The organism is Pedomonas sp. V897 (assembly GCF_051304405.1).
Lineage (GTDB): Bacteria > Pseudomonadota > Alphaproteobacteria > Sphingomonadales > Sphingomonadaceae > Pedomonas.
Genome location: NZ_JBPPGG010000001.1, coordinates 266,691 through 283,099, shown reverse-complemented (window position 1 = coordinate 283,099; position 16,409 = coordinate 266,691). Strand labels below are relative to the sequence as shown.

Here is a 16,409-nt window from a genome sequence, read left to right as displayed (position 1 = left end):
TCCCATAACCAATCTGCCCCCGTGCTGTCACGCCTGTAAGTGGGATTGTTACACCGGGAGGGAGAAGGAGAGGCGGCGCCGGGCCCTATTCCAGATCGATGCGGGTGGCGGCAAGGCGCGTCACTTCCCGCTCGTCGTGGGTGACGTAGAGGATCGGCAGGCGGAATTCGTCGCGCAGCCGCTCGATCAGGATGAGGATCTCCTCCTTGCGCGCCCGGTCGAGCGAGGCAAGGGGCTCGTCCATCAGCAGGAAACGGGGGCTGGACAGGAGCGCCCGGCCGATGGCGACGCGCTGGGCCTCGCCGCCGGACAGGGTGACGGGGCGGCGGTCGAGCAGGGGACGCAGGGCGAGCAGGTCGATCACATGCTCCGGCTCGACGTAGCGGTCGGCGGGCGGCGTCAGGGCGTAGCCGTAGAACAGGTTGGCGCGCACGCTCATGTGCGGGAACAGGCGGCCGTCCTGAAAGATGTAGCCGGCGCGGCGGGCCTCGGGCGGCAGGTCGATCCCCGCCGCGCTATCGAACAGCACCGTGCCCTGGATGACGATGCGCCCGCTGTCCGGCCGCAGCACGCCCGCGATCATGTGCAGGATGCTGGTCTTGCCCGCGCCGGACGGGCCGAACAGCGCCGTGATGCCGGTGCCGGCGGTGAAGGAGACGGCGATGCGCCGCGTGCCCAGCCGCCTGGAGACGCAGACCTCAATGGACATGGTACCGCCTTTTCTGGCGCAGGCGCTCGCTCAGGGATTCGGCGATGAACAGCGCCAGCATGGAAATGACGATGGCCAGCAGCGAGAGGCGCAGCACCTGGCTCTCCGCCCCCGGCACCTGAAGAAAGGCGAAGATGGCGAGCGCGAGGGTCTGCGTCTCCCCGGGAATGTTGGAGGCGAAGGTGATGGTCGCGCCGAACTCGCCCAGCGCCTTGGCGAAGCCGAGGACGACCCCGGCGCAGATGCCGGGCAGGGCCAGCGGCAGGGTGACGGTGAAGAACACCCGCCAGGGCCGCGCGCCCAGCGTGCGGGCCGCCATTTCGAGGCGGGGGTCGATGGTCTCCAGCGACAGGCGGATGGCGCGCACCATCAGCGGCAGGCCCATGATGGCGGCGGCGAGGGCGGCGCCGGTCCAGCGGAAGGCAAGGGTGACGCCCAACAGGGTTTCCAGCAGCTGCCCGACCGGGCCGGTGCGGCCGAACGCCAGCAGCAGCAGATAGCCGGTGACGACGGGCGGCAGCACCAGCGGCAGGTGCACGAGGCCGTTGACCAGCGCCTTGCCCCAGAAGCGGCAGCGGGCGAGCGCATAGGCAAGGCCGAACGCCACCGGCAGGCTGCCGAGCGTCGCCCACAGCCCCACCTTCAGGCTGAGGCGCAGCGCATCCATTTCGGCGGGGGTGAGGGACAGGTCCATGGGTTACCTCACCTCGAAGCCGTGCTTGCGGAAGTGGGCCTTGCCCGCCTCCGACAGCAGGAATGCGCGGAAGGCGCGGCTCTCCGCCGTCTCCTGCCCCCTGATGCCCGCGAGCACATAGCGGATCGGCGGATGCAGGTGCCCGGGAAACGTGGCGGCGACCACCACTTTCGCCGAGGCGGCGGCGTCGGTGGCATAGACGATGCCGGCGTTGGTCTCGGCCCGCTCCACGTAGACAAGGGCGGCGCGCACATTCTCGGCCCGGGCGATGCGCGGCGCGAGCCGCTGCCACAGACCGAGGGCCTCCAGCGCCGCCTTGCCGTAGCGCCCGGCGGGCACCGCCTCCGGGTCCGCCATGGCAAGGCGGCCATCGCCGAGGCGGGCGAGCCAGTCGGGTTTCGCGAGATCGGCCCGGAACGGGCGGGAGGCCGGGGCGATCAGCACCAGCCGGTTGGAGAGAAAGTCCTGCCGCGTGCCGGGGGCGATGAACCCGCTCCGCTCCAGATGGTCGACCCAGTCCTCGTCCGCCGACAGGAACAGGGCGGCGGGCGCGCCGCGCTCGATCTGGCGGGCCAGCGCCGGGGACCCGGCAAAGGCGAGGCGCGGGCGCGGGTGCCCGCTCCGGGCGTAGGCGTCGGCGGCGCTGTTCAGCGCTTCCTGAAGGCTGGCGGCGGCAAAGACGAGGGCAGGGCGGGCGCGCTCCGGCGCGGCCGGCAGCGGCGGGGCCAGTGTCACAAGCGCGATGGCCAGAGCAAGGACGGCCGCAAGGCCGATGCGCAACGTGCGGCCGGAACGGGAACGGCGGTGGATGTCACTCATCAGCCCGATCTATAGAGAGCGCGGGGCCGATGCGCCAGAGCCGCGGGACGGCGGCCGGGGGATCAGGTCAGCAGGCGGCTTCTTCCAGCCGGCAGTGGGCATCCAGCAGCGCCAGGAACCGCTGCCGGTCGATGGGCTTGGGCAGGTAGCCGGTCATGCCCGCCGCCGCGTAGTTGCCGGCCTCGTCTTCCTCCGCGTTGGCCGTCATCGCGAAGATGGGCAGGCTGGCATAGCGCTCGCCCAGCGCCCGGATGGCGCGGCAGGCCTCCAGCCCCGACATCTCGGGCATGCGGATGTCCATGAGCACCAGGTCGAAATGATCTTCCTGCACCGCGCGGACAGCCGCCACGCCGTTATCGACGACCGTGCAGCTGTGCCCCCCGATCTGCAACAGGGTCCTCACCAAGAGCTGATTGACCGGATTGTCCTCGGCAACCAGGACCCGCAACCGCCCTGCCACGGGTGCGGTAGCATTCCCGGGGACAGCCGGCTTCCCTGCCTCGCTTCCCTGAGATGCATACTCAACGAAGTACATCATCGACCTGCCACCCCCGTTGCTGTTGGCCGATAGAAACGAATGCACGCAGCTTAGCCCCCACAAGTTTGGGGATAAGATCATAGGAAACAGTCGTTTACAACCCTTCGGTGAGCGATTCGGTAGCTTTATGTAACGTTCTTATGAATATTTTATTTCTTTTGAAGAAGTCATTTCGTTAATAAAATGTTGATAATGATCCATTCATTTGGTGCTCATGACATAGGTAGTAGCAAGCTGATTCTTGTACCACCATATGTAGCGCTCCGTAAAACGGACCACGCAGGGTCAACAATTTCTTCCGCACGGGGCGTCTCGACGACGACAAGGGAGCCGGACCCGGCCCAGTTCCGGTCGATGAGCCGGGCGAGGGTGGGCAGAACCAGCCCCTTGCCGTAGGGCGGGTCCATGAAAATCAGGTCGAAGGGGGTATCGACCGGCGGAAGATCGGTGGCCGGGCGGTTGAGCACCTGAATGCGGCCGGTGGCCCCCAGCGTCGCGGCGTTCTGCTCGACAAGCCGGCAGGAGGTGCGGGCGCTGTCGACGAAGGTGGCGTGCTCCGCCCCGCGCGACAGGGCTTCGAGGCCCAGCGCGCCGCTGCCCGAGAAGATGTCCGCCACCCGCAGGCCCGCAAACCCGCCCAGACGGGCGGCCACCATGCTGAACAGCGCTTCGCGCACCCGGTCGGTCGTCGGGCGCACGGCATCATCGGGCGGGGACGTCAGCTTGCGGCCCCGCCACTGCCCGGCGATGATCCTCATGGCTTGCGGCCTCGCGGCTTCGCGCCGCCGCGCGGTTTGGAGGCGCTGCGGGGTTTGGGTTTGGCGGCCACCTTCGGCTTGGCCCAGCCCGCCTTGCGCTCCAGCTTGCGGCGGCCGGACGTGCCCGCCTCGGCGTCAGGACGCTCGCCCCGCGCCTCGGAGACCGGCTGGCCGTTGCGGCGCTGGGCCTGACGGGCCTCGGCGGTTCTGGTCTGGCGGCGCAGCGCGCGGACCGGCTCGGCGGCGGGCGCTGCCGCTTCTCCCTCGGGCCGTGCCGCACGCGCGGCGCGGCGGCGGGGCTCGCCCCGCGTGTCCCGGCCCTTCGACGGCGCGGCGGGGGCAGGGGCGCCCTCCGCCTGCGCGGCGGCCTCGCGGCGGCGATGCACCGGGGCGAACAGCTCCTCGCGGCGGCGGGGGGTGATGTCCTCGATCTCGAAGTCGCGGGGCGGCAGCAGCTCGCGCGGCACGCCGGGGATGGCGGCGGCGCTGATCTCCTGCACCTCGCCCTCGCGCAGGCCGTCGAGGGTGAAGGGGCCGTAGTCGGTGCGGATGAGGCGGGAGACCTGAAGGCCCAGATGGCCCAGGACGTTGCGGACCTCGCGGTTCTTGCCCTCGCGGATCTTCACGGCGATCCAGTGGGTGAGGCCGTGGCTGCTCTCCACCTCGGCGTTGATGGAGCCGTAGCGCACGCCGTCGATGGTGATGCCCTCGATCAGGTCCGCCAGCGCCGTGTAGTTGATGCGCCCGCGCACCCGGGCGCGGTAGATGCGCTCCACCGAATTGGCGGGCAGCTCCAGCCAGCGCTTCAGCTCGCCGTTGTTGGTGAGCAGCAGCAGGCCTTCGGTGTTGAAGTCCAGCCGCCCGATGGTGACGACGCGCGGCAGTCCCTCGGGCAGCAGGTCGAAGATGGTGGGCCGTCCCTCCGGATCGCGCACCGTGGTGAGGCACCCCGCAGGCTTGAAGAAGCGCCACAGCCGGGTGGGCTCCACCTCGCCGACCGGGTTGCCGTCAACGGTGACGCCCGCAAGGCTGGTGAGAATGGTGGCGGGGGTTGTCAGCACCGCGCCATTCAGGGCGACGCGGCCCTCGGCGATCATGCGCTCCACATCGCGGCGGCTGCCGACGCCCGCCCGGGCCAGAAGCTTGGCGATACGCTGCGGCTCGTGCGCCTCGAAGCGGGGCGCGGCAGAGGCAGGCGTTGCCTTGGCGGCGGGTGCGGTCTTTGCCCTGGCGACGGGCGCTGCCGGGGCGGCGGGGCGTTTGGTCCGGGGTCGTTGCTCCGCCGAATCGGGACGCGGGCCGGCCTTGCGATCCCGGGCGGGGGCCTGGGGACGGGACGGGGTGGAGACCGGAGGACGGGGCTTGCGCGACATGATGAACGGTTGGCTTTCTAGTTTCTGCGACGGGACGCCTGAGCGGACTTCCATAAGCCGAGATCGGGCGCATGTCTCGAAAAGACTCGATTGACCGGGCCAGATGCGTCTCTATAGTGCGCTGCGCCAAGTCCGGTGCCCCTGTGGTGGAATTGGTAGACACGCTTGACTCAAAATCAAGTGGCGGCAACGTCGTGCTGGTTCGAGTCCGGCCAGGGGCACCAAATCTTCCCGACATGCCTTCCTTATCGGCCGGTGCCCGACCCGGTCGTTGCGTGGCGGCGCGCCTTTCACCTTGACAGCAGGACACCCGGCGGACGGTCTCTCGACCCGCTCGCCCATTTCTGGCAAGTCTGCCAGCCGGTTTCGAGTCATGGAGTAGACAACGGATGCCCGTACGCGCCGAGCTTGCCGAGCAGGCAACCCTGCCAGTGCGCAATCCCCTGCCGGGGTTGGCCGCCATCATCCTGCACATGGGTTGCATCGGTGCGAGCCTGGGCATTCTGGCCCCGCTGACGGCGCTGCGCTTCAAGGATTGGGGCGCGGCCTCGTGGGAAGTGGGCCTCTCCGCCGCCATGACCGCGCTGGCGCTGCTCGTCATGCTGCCGGTGGTGGCCCGCCTGCCGCGCCTCAGCCCGACGGTCGTGATGGGGGCGGGCTGCGCCGTGGGCGCGGCCGCGCTCGTGGGCATGCAGCTGCTGCCCTACGTGTGGGCATGGATCGGCCTGCGGCTGGTCGCGGCCCTCGGCCTCACCATGCCCTGGCTGCTGGGCGAGAGCTGGGTGAACCTGGCCGCGCCGCCGCACCTGCGGGGCCGGGTGGTGGCCGCCTATGCCTCCGCCTTTTTCGTCGGCTTCTCCATCGGCCCGCTCACCATCGACGCGGTGGGCGCCAACGGCTGGCCGATCATCCTCATCGGCATTGCCTTCCTCGCGGGCGCGGCGCTGCCGCTGATCATCGCCCGCCGCTATGCCCCGCCCATCGCGCTGGAGGCGATCCGCAACCCGTGGCCGGTGCTGCGCCGCGCCAAGGTGGTGACGCTGGCCGCCTGCGCCGCCGGCCTGACGGAGAGCCTGTGCTTCGGCCTGTTCGTGATCTACGGCCTCGATCTGGGCTGGGGCACCTCCGCCGCGCTCCAGGCCTATTCGGCGCTGCTGCTGGGCGGTATCCTGCTGCAATACCCGTTCGGCTGGCTGGCCGACCGCTGGAGCAAGGGCCGGATGCTGGCGGTGGTGGCGCTGCTGACGATTGTCAGCGTGGTGGCGCTCTCGTTCGTCACGCTCCAGCCGACCATCGCCCTGTTCTGGTCCTTCCTGCTGGGCGGCGGCGTGCTCGGCTTCTACTCGCTGGGCCTGACCCTGCTGGGCGAGAAGTTCGAGGGCGAGGACGTGATCCGCGCCAACACCGGCTTCCTGCTGGCCTACCAGGGCGGGGCGCTGATCGGCCCCACCACGGGCGGACTGGCCATGACGTTTGCCGGACCGCTCGGCTTCACGGCGGTGCTGGCGGCGGTGGGTCTGCTGCTGCTGGCGGTGACGCAGCTGCGCTTCTTCAGGCGCTGACCAGGACGGCGGGCATGAGCCCGCGCAGGCTGTTGCCGAGGTAGAGGCGGCCGGAGCGCAGATCCTCCGGGTAGAGAACCGCCTCGCGGGCGCGGCCCGTCTCCAGGAGTTCGGCGCGCAGGACGCCCGGCAGGAGCCCCGAGGACAGGGGCGGGGTCAGCAACACGCCGTCCCGCTCCAGAAACAGGTTGGTGAAGGAGCCTTCCGTCAGCTCGCCCCGGGTGTTGAGGAACAGCACATCGAAACAGCCGGTCGCCTGCGCCCGCCGCTGGCGGGCCTCGTCCAGCGCCCGGCGGTGGGTGGTCTTGTGCAGGCGGAAGGGATCGTCCGGGCTGACCCGCAGGTCGGCGAGCGCCACCGTCACCGGCCCCTCCGGCGCGGGCGGCAGGGGCGCGGCCTGCACCGTGCAGCCCCGCAGGCGGCTCGCCAGCAGGCGCACGCGCATGGGGGCGGAGAAGTGCTGCGCCGCCTCCGCCAGCGCGGCGCGCCAGCCCTCCGCATCGACGGCAAAGCCCCAGTAGCGGGCGGAGCGGGCGAGCCGGGCGAGGTGCCGCTCCTGCCGGGCATAGCCGCTGCCGGGATGCCAGGCGAGGGTTTCGATAAGATCGAAAGGCGGCTGGTCGGCGGCGAGGAACCGCCCCTTCAGCAGACATTCCTGCCATTCGGACGCCGGGTCGCTGTCGGCAACCAGACCGCTGCCGAGGCCGATGCGGGCGGCGCCTGGCGCATCCACCATCAGGGTGCGGATTGCCACGTTGAAGCAGGCATCGCCGGGCGCGGCAGGGCTGCCGGGGGCGATCCAGCCGACGCTGCCGGTGTAGACGCCCCGGGGGAAGGGCTCCAGTTCGCCGATGATCTCCATGGCGCGGATCTTGGGCGCGCCGGTGACCGAGCCGCAGGGGAACAGGTGGCGGATCACGTCGAGCGCATCGAGCCCGGGGGCGAGGCGTGCCTCGATGGTCGAGGTCATCTGGTGGAGCGTCGGGTAGGTCTCGACCGAGAACAGCGACGGCACCCGCACCGAGCCGGGCGCGGCCACCCGGGAGAGGTCGTTGCGCAGCAGGTCGACGATCATCAGGTTCTCGGCCTGATTCTTCTCGTCGGCGGCGAGGGCGGCGGCGGCGTCGGCATCCGCGCCCGCGTCGGGGCGGCGGGCGGCGGTGCCTTTCATCGGCCGGGCAAGCAGGCGGCCCTCCTCAAGCGCGAAGAACAGCTCGGGCGAGAGGGAGAGCAGCCAGCGCTCCCCGGTCCACAGCACGGCCCCGTGGCGGGGGCGCTGAGCGTCGCGCAGGCGGCGGTAAAGCGCGAGCGGCGCGCCCTCGAAGGTGAAATCCGCCGGGAAGGTGAGGTTGATCTGGTAGGCGTCTCCCGCCGCGATGTAGTCGCCAACGCGCCGGGCGGCGGCGGCATAGGCCGCCGCGTCGATGCGGGGGCGGGCGGGCGGCGTCGGCGGGGCAGGGCGCTGCCCGCGCCACCAGACTTCCGCCGCCATGGGGTCGATCAGCCGGCAATCGCGGAACAGGCCGAACCAGGCCAGCGGCTCGCCCTCGGGCGCGCGATGGCGGGCGGCGAGGCGCGGCTCGAACAGCAGCCCCGCCTCGTAGGCGAGCCAGCCGCCCACATGCAGCCCCCGGGCGAGCGCGGCGCGCACGGCGGCGAGCGCAGGCTCCAGCTCGGCGGGCGTGCGCACGGCAATGGCCTCGGACAGGCCGGTGAGCAGACGCGACGGCGCGGCCTCCGGCCCGCCGGCGTCATCGAACAGGGCAAACGGCTTCAAGGGTTCAAGCGGCAACATCGGACAGCCCGATAGCCTGCAAGGCCCCGGACGGGCAAACGAAAAGGGCGGCCCGGACGGGCCGCCCCTCCGCCGGGCCGAAGCCCGATCGCTTGCAAGCGCGCCGCTTAGAAGCGGAAGCCCAGGCCGATCAGGGTCTGGTGCAGCTCGACGCCGCGCTCGTAGTTCGAGTAGCGGTACTCGACGTTGCTGAAGACCTTCTCGGTTAGGGCATATTCAACGCCCAGGCCGACGCGGACGCCGTCCAGCTCGATCGGCGAATTCTCGATGCCCTGGTTGGTGTAGCCGAGGAGGCCATACACCAGAGCCTTGTCGGTGACGGTGGAGCCGATGCGCGCAACGATCGACAGGTCACGGCCGACGCCGGTCTTGCCGCTCTCCTGGTACTCGGCGGTGATACCGGTGATGAGCTTGCCGAAGGCGTGGTCGTAGCCGACGTTCACGCCGTAGGTGAAAATGTCGTCGCCCAGGAAGTTCTCATCGGCCATGCCGATGGTGGCGCCGGCGCGGAAGCCGGTGAAGTCGGCAGCGAGAGCCGGGGTGACAGCGGTCAGCGCCAGAATCGACGCAACAACAAACTCCTTCATGTCTTTATCCTTCCGGTAAAGGTTGCGGGGGATGGGCGCCTTCCTGCCGGAGACGTTGCCAAGGTGCAACGCGAGGAATCGTTTGCAAGTAAATTCCGTGGGATAGATGTTGTAATCGGGCAACATTCGGTGATGTTGATGCTACTCCTTTTGTCTGCGCGAGTAGCAAGGGATGGGGCTTGCGGCTTGGAAAACCCCGGAGGGCGGCAAAACAAAACCCCCGGAGCGCGGGCTCCGGGGGCGGAAGGCGTGCCGGGCGCGGGGCGCCCGGCCGTCTGTGGCAGGCGCGTTACTTGCGGCCCGCCAGGACGAAGTTGCGGACGTCCTGCACCAGCTTGTCGAACGACGGGTGGTGCAGATACATCATGTGACCGGCCTCGTAGTAGGTGTAGGTCACGCGCTCCGGCACCAGGCCGTTGCTGGCCAGCGTGTTCTCCGCAGCGAAGAACGGCGTCGCCATGTCGTAGTAGCCGGAGGCGAGCAGGACGCGCAGGTCCTTGTTCTCGCGCATGATCTGGCCCAGGCCCTCGGCCACGTTCACGTTGATGTAGCCGCCGCGCTGCTTGCCGACCCAATCCCAGTTGCGGCCCGGATCGCCGGTCAGCACCTTGTACTCGCGGTCCATCTCCACCTTGAGGTCGGTGGTGAAGTAGTGGTTCAGCGCCGCCGTGTAGCTGGGCGCAATGCCGTAGCCGGACGGATCGTTGTCGAAGGTCTCGCCCGCCGCATCCAGATCCTTGCCGGTGTAGCGGCTGTCGAAGCGGCCCACGGTAAAGCCGCGGTCACGGCCGAACTGCTTCATGAAGCGGAAGGCGTTGATGCGCAGGTTGGTCTGCTCCAGATACTGCTCGGACAGGCCGGTCAGCTCGGAGAGGGTCTTGCGGATGCGGGCCCGCTCCTCGTCCGACAGGCGGTTGCCCTTGAGCAGCGCCGGCGCGTACTCGTTGATGGCGAACTGGCGCGCCCGCTCGACGTGCTGCTCGATCGTCACGTCCGACTTGCCGCGCAGGTTGTGATACCAGTGGGTCGCGGCGTAGGTCGGCAGGAAGCCGATGTAGGGGATCTCGTTGCCGGTCTGGAAGCGGGCGGTCGAGAAGTCGAGAATGGCCGAGATCAGCATGACGCCGTTCAGGCCATAGCCGTTGAAGCCGCCTTCCAGCACCTCGGCCAGCTTGGCGGCGCGGGTGGTGCCGTAGCTCTCGCCGGCGACGTACTTGGGCGAGTTCCAGCGCTTGTGCTGGGTGGTCCAGAGGCGGATGAACTTGGCAATGCTCTCCGCGTCCTGCTCGACGCCCCAGAAGTCCTTGTTCTCGGCCTTGCCGATGGCGCGGCTGAAGCCGGTGCCGACCGGATCGATGAACACCAGATCCGCGATGTCCAGCAGGCTCTTGTCGTTGTTCACCATGTTGTACGGCGGCGCGCCGTCGTCCTGGGCGTCAGACGGCAGGACCAGACGCTTCGGGCCGAAAACGCCCATGTGCAGCCACAGCGAGGCCGAGCCCGGGCCGCCGTTGAAGATGAAGATCACCGGGCGGTTGGTGGTGTCGCTCACGCCCTGGCGCAGATAGGTGGTGCTCCAGATCGCCGCGGTCGGATTGCCATCCTCGTCCCGCAGGTAGGTCTCGCCGGCAATCGCCTTGTAGCGGACGTCCTGGCCGTTGAAGCGGCCGGTGTGCTCGGTGGTGAAGACCTTGGGCTCGGGAATGGCCTTGTCGGCGGACTTCTCCGCAGCCGCTTCCGTCTTGGCCGGAGCCTTTTCGGCAGCGAAGGCCGGAGTGGCGGCGGCCAGAAGGGCCAGCGCCAGTAGCGAGGCACGATACTTCATGTTTTTTTACCCCCTGTTTTACGCTTCGAAACTGCGTGTACACTTTATTCGAAGCAGCGACAGTAATGCCCCTGGAATGACGGGGGCAAGCTGCTTGCGTAACAATTCGTCGGATGAGACGGGGCGTTTGTCTCAGGAATGGCAGGCGCGCGGACGGGATTGAAGCATAAGGACTAACAGCCGGAGCAGGGGCCGCGCCGGGCCCGACGCTCCGCGGATTTCAAGGTTCTCTTGTTGGGGGAAATCGCATGAAACGAATGATTGTGGCGGCCGCGCTGCTGCTGGCCGCGGGCGCCGCGCACGCCGACTATCCGGCCGGCGTGGTGGCCGACGGCCTGCCGCCGATTCCAGCGGAGCTGAAAGCCGGAACCGGCTCCTACCTCGAATATCGCAGCGCCACCTTCCTCGGCTGGCACCCCTTGACGGGCGGCGCGCTCCTCTACACCCGCTTCGGCAGCGTGCCGCACCTGCACGAGGTGAGCGCCCCCGGCGCCGCCCGCCGGCAGATCACCTTCGGCAACGAGCCGGTGGTGAGCGCCTCCTACGCGCCCGGGGGCAACGGCATGCTGGTCTATGCGCAGGACCGGCAGGGCGACGAGTTCTTCCAGCTCTACCGCCTCGACCCCGGCGCGGGCCAGCCGGTGCTGCTGACCGACGGCAAGAGCCGCAACCTGGGGCCGGTGTGGTTCAAGGACGGCTCGAAGATCCTCTACACCTCCACCCGCCGCAACGGCCGGGACTCGGACATCTACGTGATGGACCCGCGCGACCCCGCCACCGACAGGCTGGTGGCGCAGCTCGACGGCGGCGGCTGGTCGCCGACGGACGTCTCCGCCGACGGCACGCAGGCGCTGGTGCAGCGCTACATCTCGATCAACGAGAGCCAGATCCACCTGCTCGACCTCACCACCGGCCAGATGCGCCAGCTCACCCCGAAGGGGGCGGTGGCCTACGGCGAGGCCCGCTTCGCGCCCGACGGCACGATCTACGTGACGACCGACGCCGACGGCGAATTCCGCACGCTCGCCCGGCTTGACCCCGCAACCGGCAAGACCTCCCGCGTCTCCATCAACGACAAGTGGGACGTGGAGGAATTCGACATCGCCAGGGACGGCAGCTTCCTTGCCTATTCGATCAACGAGGCGGGCAGCTCGCGGCTGGTGATCCACCACCTGAGGAAGCGCATCGCCCCGCTCTCGCCCGAGCTGCCGAAGGGCGTGATCTCGCACCTGAAAATCGCCGACAACGGCGAGGTGGGCTTCTCCTTCTCCTCGGCGCGGATGCCGGGCGACGTGCTCTCGGTCAACCCGGACACGCTGGCGGTGACCCGCTGGACGGAGAGCGAGACCGGGGGCGTTGACACCTCCACCTTCGCCGAGCCGGAGCTGATCACCATCAGGAGCTTCGACGGGCTGGAGATCTCCGGCTTCCTCTACCGGCCGGATGCCAGGAAATTCCCCGGCAAGCGGCCGATGATCATGCACATCCACGGCGGGCCCGAATCCCAGATCCGCCCCGAGTTCCAGGGCAACTACAACTACCTCATCAACGAGATGGGCATCGCCATGTTCTTCCCGAACGTGCGCGGCTCGGAGGGCTACGGCAAGACCTTCCTCACCCTCGACAACGGCTTCAAGCGCGAGGACTCGGTGAAGGACATCGGCGCCTTCCTCGACGCGCTGGCGAAAGACCCGCAGCTGGACAAGAACCGCTTCGGAATCACGGGCCGCTCCTACGGCGGCTACATGACGCTGGCCGCGCTCACCCACTATTCCGACAGGGTGCGCGCCGGCATCGAGGTGGTGGGCATCTCCCACTTCGTCACCTTCCTCGAGAACACCCAGAGCTACCGCCGCGACCTGCGCCGCGTGGAATATGGCGACGAGCGCGACCCGAAGATGCGGGCGCAGCTGGAGAAGATCTCGCCGCTGACCAACGTCAACCGGATCAAGGTGCCGCTGATGGTGGTGACCGGCGCGAACGATCCGCGCGTGCCGGCCTCGGAGGCGGAGCAGATCGTCGCCGCCGTGCGCGCCAACGGCGGCCAGGCATGGCACTTCCTCGCCCGGGACGAAGGCCACCAGTTCAAGAAGAAGGAAAACCTCGACGCCCAGTTCTGGGCCAGCCTTCTGTTCTGGCAGACGTATCTGCTGGACTGATGCGAGAGGGGAAGGATTGCAGGAGGGGCTTGCCCCTCCTGCGACCTCCCGTTCGATTCAAGGGGGCCGCGTTCTCCCCGGAGGGCGCGGCCTTCTGAATCGGGCAGGGCGTGCAAGGGGGATTGAGGTCCGCCTGCTCTGATAAGTGCGAGGAGGGCCCGGCCCGTCCCCCCGTTGACAGGGGGCGCGGCCGAGGGCACCTCATGGGCCATGAGCACGCAACCGACCCCTCCCGTTCAGGTGACCGTCATTCCGGTCACGCCGTTTCAGCAGAATTGCAGCCTGGTGTGGGATGCCCGGACCAAACGCGGCGCCTTCATCGACGCAGGCGGCGACATCGACCAGCTGCTGGCGGCCGCCGAACAGCATGGCGTGACCATCGAGAAGCTGCTGGTCACCCACGGGCACCTCGACCACTGCGGCGCCACCGCCGAGCTGGCGGAGCGGCTGGGCGTGCCCATCGAGGGGCCGCACGAGGACGACCGCTTCTGGATCGACGCGCTGGAGCAGCACGCGCGCTCCTACGGCTTTCCGCCGGCGCGCCCGTTCACGCCCGACCGCTGGTTGAAGCAGGGCGACACCGTCACCGTGGGCGGGCAGACGCTGGAGGTGCACCACTGCCCGGGCCACACGCCGGGGCACGTGATCTTCTACCACGCGGGCGTGAAGCTGGCTTTCGTCGGCGACGTGCTGTTCCAGGGCTCCATCGGCCGCACCGATTTCCCGAAGGGCAATCTGGACGACCTCATCACCTCCATCACCACCCGGCTCTGGCCGCTGGGGAACGACGTGCACTTCGTGCCGGGCCATGGCCCCATGTCCACCTTCGGGCAGGAGCGCCGCCTCAACCCGTTCGTCAGCGACTTCGCCCTCAAGTCCAGGGCCTGAGACGCGCGTCGGCGGGAGTCTGGCGCTTTCCCGCCGGTGCGGGCGCGTGAACGTCCCGGCTGCTTGATCGTTTCCCCGCCAGGATCATGCGGGGAAATGAACCATTCGGGGAGACGCGCCGCCCATGCCCGTGCTGCTGTTTCTGGTGCTGGTGGCGCTCATCGCCACCTTCGGCTTCCGCGACACGCTCGCCGCCATTCTGGGCGGGGTGGCGGTTGTGCTGCTGATCGCGCTGATCCTGGCCGCCATTGCCGCCGTGGTGGGCTGGCGGCTGTGGCGGCGCTTCTTCGGCCGATACCGCTAGGGCGTCGCCCGGCCGGAGGCGCGGTTTGGAACCAGTTCAATTCCAGGCCGCAACAATCAGTCAAGATGCTGATTATGCTCGGAAATTTTGACGGCGCTCCGCTGGCGGCAAGCCTGGCTATTCGACCATGCCGGCCTTGCGCCCACCGGGGGAATCTCGCATCCTGAGCCCAAGCCGCACGGTTGGGCTCTCTCGCAAGGGTGCCAGCGTGTTATCTCCGGCAGCGTGTTTTCTCCAGCAGCGTGTTATCTCCAGCAGCGTGTGTCCTGGCAGTTTCGTGTCCTCAGCACCCGGTTGTTCCTGAAACCGTGTTGTTCCTGAAACCGTGTCGTTCCTGAAAACCTGTTGTCCTCAAACACCATCCCAAACGTCCTCAACACCTCCCAAAAGCATGTTGCTTCCCTGCGTTCGGGTTGTTCTGAAGGTTCGGTTTCGTCCCCAAACAGCGTTTCTTGCGGCCTGATCTCTCCCGAGACCGTCCCTGTTTCCAGGGCTGGTGGTCAGCAGACCAGCCCGGCAGGGGCGGTCTCCCGGAGAAGGAAGGGCGCTTTCGGCAGAAGCGAAGCGCGAAGACGCGCAGACCAAGGAAACAACAGACCAAACAGAAACACACAGGCCAAACAGATCGAAAAGGGCCCCGGAAAGAGAAGGACTCCGGAAAAAAGAAAGACCTGAAAACGAGAAGGGCCTGAAAACGGGAAGGTCTGAAGCAGGAAAGACATGAAAACCTGAAAACAGGAAAATCCCCAAAGCGCGGAAAACCGCAGAACAAGGCGCATCAAACGAGGCCATCATAGGCCGGGAAGGGGGAGGCAGGAGGCACAGCTTGTCGCCGCCGCCTGGGGCGCAGTTTGCCGATGCCGCGAGAGGCAGCGGGAGCGATGGCGGCAGGAGCGATACAGCACAGAGGCGATGCCGCGCGGTAGTACGCCGAGATTGCCGGGGCCAGGCGGCTGGCCCCGGACCGTCGGGACGTCCTCGGATCCGGGACGTCCTCAGATCCCGGACGTCCTCAGATCCGGGTGCCCTCGGGGCAGGGCATCCTCAGGGCCCGGGTCAGGGCATCCTCGGAGTCGAGGTCGAGGAGAGGCTCGGAGAGCCGAGCCCCCGAGAGCCGAGCCCGGCAGTGTCGTGTTCGGGAGAGTCGAGCCGGGAGAGCCGGCCCCGGAGCACCAGGCGGGCGCGGCCTCAGAGCTTGCGCACCAGGACGCTCGCCACGCAGATCCACGGGGGCGGAGGCGCGGCGACCGGCTGCACGCCCGGCACCGGCGGCAACACCAGGATGCGGTCCGGCTCGGCGGCGATCAGGCGGCCGAAGGTAAAGCGGCCGCCCGCCAGCGGGGCCAGCACGTCCTTGTGCAACGCTTCGGCATAGCGGTCCGGCGGCAGTTGGCTGAGCCAGATTTCGTCGCCGGCGCGGTAGTCGCCCTGCGCCACATCCACGATCATGCCGACCAGATTGTCCTGCACCAGCGGGGCGGTCAGCACCATGGCCCGGCGCGGCTGCTCCGCGCCGCTCGTGCCGAGCACGGCAAGTACCGGCACATCCGGGCGCCCCGGCAGGCTGACCAGCTCCGAGGGATCGACTCCAAGCGCGGCGGCAATGCGGTTCAGCCAGCCAACAGAGACCGTGCGGGTGCCGGTTTCCAGACGGCCGATGGTCTGGGCAGTCGTCGGCGGGGAACAGCGGGCGGCGACTTCGGCAAGCGTTAAGCCCTTGGCCTTGCGGACCTCGCGGATGCGCGTGTGCATACGACTCTCTTCCCTCACCGCACAGATACTCTTTCTACTATCACCTTTTTGACTGTCCTACAGAGCCCCGAGCCACTAGTCGAGTCGTCATAGTCCTTGACAGAAAATTTCGGCTGGAGGCTGAGATGATGGCACCAACAACTGTAAAGGCTGCGGTTGCATCCACGAAACCACATTCCGGCGTGACGGTCTCCCGGCAGGATGACTCGCCGGTCGCCTGGCTGAGTCGCCACGGCCATCTTTCCAGGCGTCAGGTGCTGGCAGCAGAGCGGCTGCAACAGGATTACCGCAGGGCCCGGCTTTCGCCCCGGACCACCCAGAGCTGGGACATGGTGCCGGCCGTGGGCGGGCGGCGCGGCCCGCAGGAGGTGCTGAACCCGACCGAGGCCATGCTGGACGCCCGCAAGCGGGTTCACGCCGCCATGGATGCGGTGGGGCCGGGGCTGGGCGACGTGCTGTGGCGGGTGGTGTGCGAAGGCGAGGGGATGGACGCAGCCGAGCGGGCGCTGGGCTGGCCCCGGCGCGCGGCCAAGCTGGTGCTGTGCCTGGCACTGGATCGCCTGGCGGACCATTACGACCCGCCGGCCCGTTCCCCTTTTTTGCGTGACTGATAGGAAAAAAGCTATTGACGATCGTCACAATCCTC

General features: G+C 68.4%; 15 protein-coding genes and 1 tRNA gene. 6 read left to right on the top strand and 10 right to left on the bottom strand.

Going from position 1 to position 16,409, the window contains the following annotated elements; translation table 11 throughout:
• Positions 1-85: 85 nt before the first annotated feature.
• The 6 genes from ACSJJU_RS01460 to ACSJJU_RS01435 form a co-directional block, all read right to left on the bottom strand.
• Entirely contained in the window at positions 86-709 is a 624-nt protein-coding gene (locus tag ACSJJU_RS01460) for a molybdenum ABC transporter ATP-binding protein (protein WP_435913365.1), read from the bottom strand.
• Positions 699-1,403, bottom strand: coding sequence for a molybdate ABC transporter permease subunit (gene modB, locus ACSJJU_RS01455; protein ID WP_435913364.1), 705 nt, complete (start codon positions 1,401-1,403; stop codon positions 699-701). The genes ACSJJU_RS01460 and modB overlap by 11 nt, the downstream gene beginning before the upstream one ends.
• Positions 1,404-1,406: 3 nt before the next feature.
• Entirely contained in the window at positions 1,407-2,222 is an 816-nt protein-coding gene (modA, locus tag ACSJJU_RS01450; RefSeq protein ID WP_435913363.1) for a molybdate ABC transporter substrate-binding protein, read from the bottom strand.
• 67 nt (positions 2,223-2,289) lie between these two features.
• Positions 2,290-2,757 carry a response regulator gene (locus ACSJJU_RS01445; RefSeq protein WP_435914357.1) on the bottom strand — a complete coding sequence of 156 codons (468 nt, stop codon included), beginning with the start codon at positions 2,755-2,757 and terminating at the stop codon, positions 2,290-2,292.
• Between the two features lie 215 nt (positions 2,758-2,972).
• A complete protein-coding gene (gene rsmD, locus ACSJJU_RS01440) occupies positions 2,973-3,518 on the bottom strand; it encodes a 16S rRNA (guanine(966)-N(2))-methyltransferase RsmD (RefSeq protein WP_435913362.1) in 546 nt (181 codons plus the stop codon).
• On the bottom strand, positions 3,515-4,891 hold the full coding sequence (locus tag ACSJJU_RS01435) for a pseudouridine synthase (RefSeq protein ID WP_435913361.1): 1,377 nt from the start codon (positions 4,889-4,891) through the stop codon (positions 3,515-3,517). Before ACSJJU_RS01435 ends, rsmD begins: the two co-directional genes overlap by 4 nt.
• A 137-nt stretch (positions 4,892-5,028) precedes the next feature.
• Between ACSJJU_RS01435 and ACSJJU_RS01430 the strand changes: the two genes are divergently transcribed.
• Together ACSJJU_RS01430 and ACSJJU_RS01425 are read left to right on the top strand one after the other, a co-directional pair.
• Positions 5,029-5,115 (top strand) — tRNA-Leu (locus ACSJJU_RS01430).
• Between the two features lie 165 nt (positions 5,116-5,280).
• Positions 5,281-6,453, top strand: a complete 1,173-nt coding sequence (locus tag ACSJJU_RS01425) for an MFS transporter (RefSeq protein WP_435913360.1) — start codon at positions 5,281-5,283, stop codon at positions 6,451-6,453.
• Here the strand turns inward: ACSJJU_RS01425 and pabB are convergent.
• The 3 genes from pabB to ACSJJU_RS01410 form a co-directional block, all read right to left on the bottom strand.
• Positions 6,443-8,248 carry an aminodeoxychorismate synthase component I gene (pabB, locus tag ACSJJU_RS01420; RefSeq protein ID WP_435913359.1) on the bottom strand — a complete coding sequence of 602 codons (1,806 nt, stop codon included), beginning with the start codon at positions 8,246-8,248 and terminating at the stop codon, positions 6,443-6,445. The genes ACSJJU_RS01425 and pabB overlap by 11 nt on opposite strands.
• A 107-nt stretch (positions 8,249-8,355) precedes the next feature.
• Complete coding sequence (locus tag ACSJJU_RS01415) at positions 8,356-8,835, bottom strand: outer membrane protein (protein WP_435913358.1); 480 nt, start codon at positions 8,833-8,835, stop codon at positions 8,356-8,358.
• 289 nt (positions 8,836-9,124) lie between these two features.
• Complete coding sequence (locus ACSJJU_RS01410) at positions 9,125-10,660, bottom strand: S10 family peptidase (protein ID WP_435913357.1); 1,536 nt, start codon at positions 10,658-10,660, stop codon at positions 9,125-9,127.
• Between the two features lie 248 nt (positions 10,661-10,908).
• On the opposite strand from ACSJJU_RS01410, the gene ACSJJU_RS01405 reads away from it, so the two are divergent.
• From ACSJJU_RS01405 to ACSJJU_RS01395, 3 genes are all read left to right on the top strand, one after another.
• Positions 10,909-12,819 carry a S9 family peptidase gene (locus tag ACSJJU_RS01405; RefSeq protein WP_435913356.1) on the top strand — a complete coding sequence of 637 codons (1,911 nt, stop codon included), beginning with the start codon at positions 10,909-10,911 and terminating at the stop codon, positions 12,817-12,819.
• A 210-nt stretch (positions 12,820-13,029) separates the two neighbouring features.
• The gene (locus ACSJJU_RS01400) at positions 13,030-13,707 is read left to right on the top strand and encodes an MBL fold metallo-hydrolase (protein ID WP_435913354.1); all 678 of its coding nucleotides are present in this window, start codon (positions 13,030-13,032) and stop codon (positions 13,705-13,707) included.
• A gap of 124 nt (positions 13,708-13,831) precedes the next feature.
• Positions 13,832-14,011, top strand: coding sequence for a hypothetical protein (locus ACSJJU_RS01395; RefSeq protein ID WP_435913353.1), 180 nt, complete (start codon positions 13,832-13,834; stop codon positions 14,009-14,011).
• Between the two features lie 1,188 nt (positions 14,012-15,199).
• Here ACSJJU_RS01395 and ACSJJU_RS01390 read toward each other — a convergent pair.
• Positions 15,200-15,763 carry a helix-turn-helix domain-containing protein gene (locus ACSJJU_RS01390; RefSeq protein ID WP_435913352.1) on the bottom strand — a complete coding sequence of 188 codons (564 nt, stop codon included), beginning with the start codon at positions 15,761-15,763 and terminating at the stop codon, positions 15,200-15,202.
• 125 nt (positions 15,764-15,888) lie between these two features.
• Between ACSJJU_RS01390 and ACSJJU_RS01385 the strand changes: the two genes are divergently transcribed.
• Positions 15,889-16,374, top strand: coding sequence for a DUF6456 domain-containing protein (locus ACSJJU_RS01385; RefSeq protein ID WP_435913350.1), 486 nt, complete (start codon positions 15,889-15,891; stop codon positions 16,372-16,374).
• Positions 16,375-16,409: the final 35 nt, after the last annotated feature.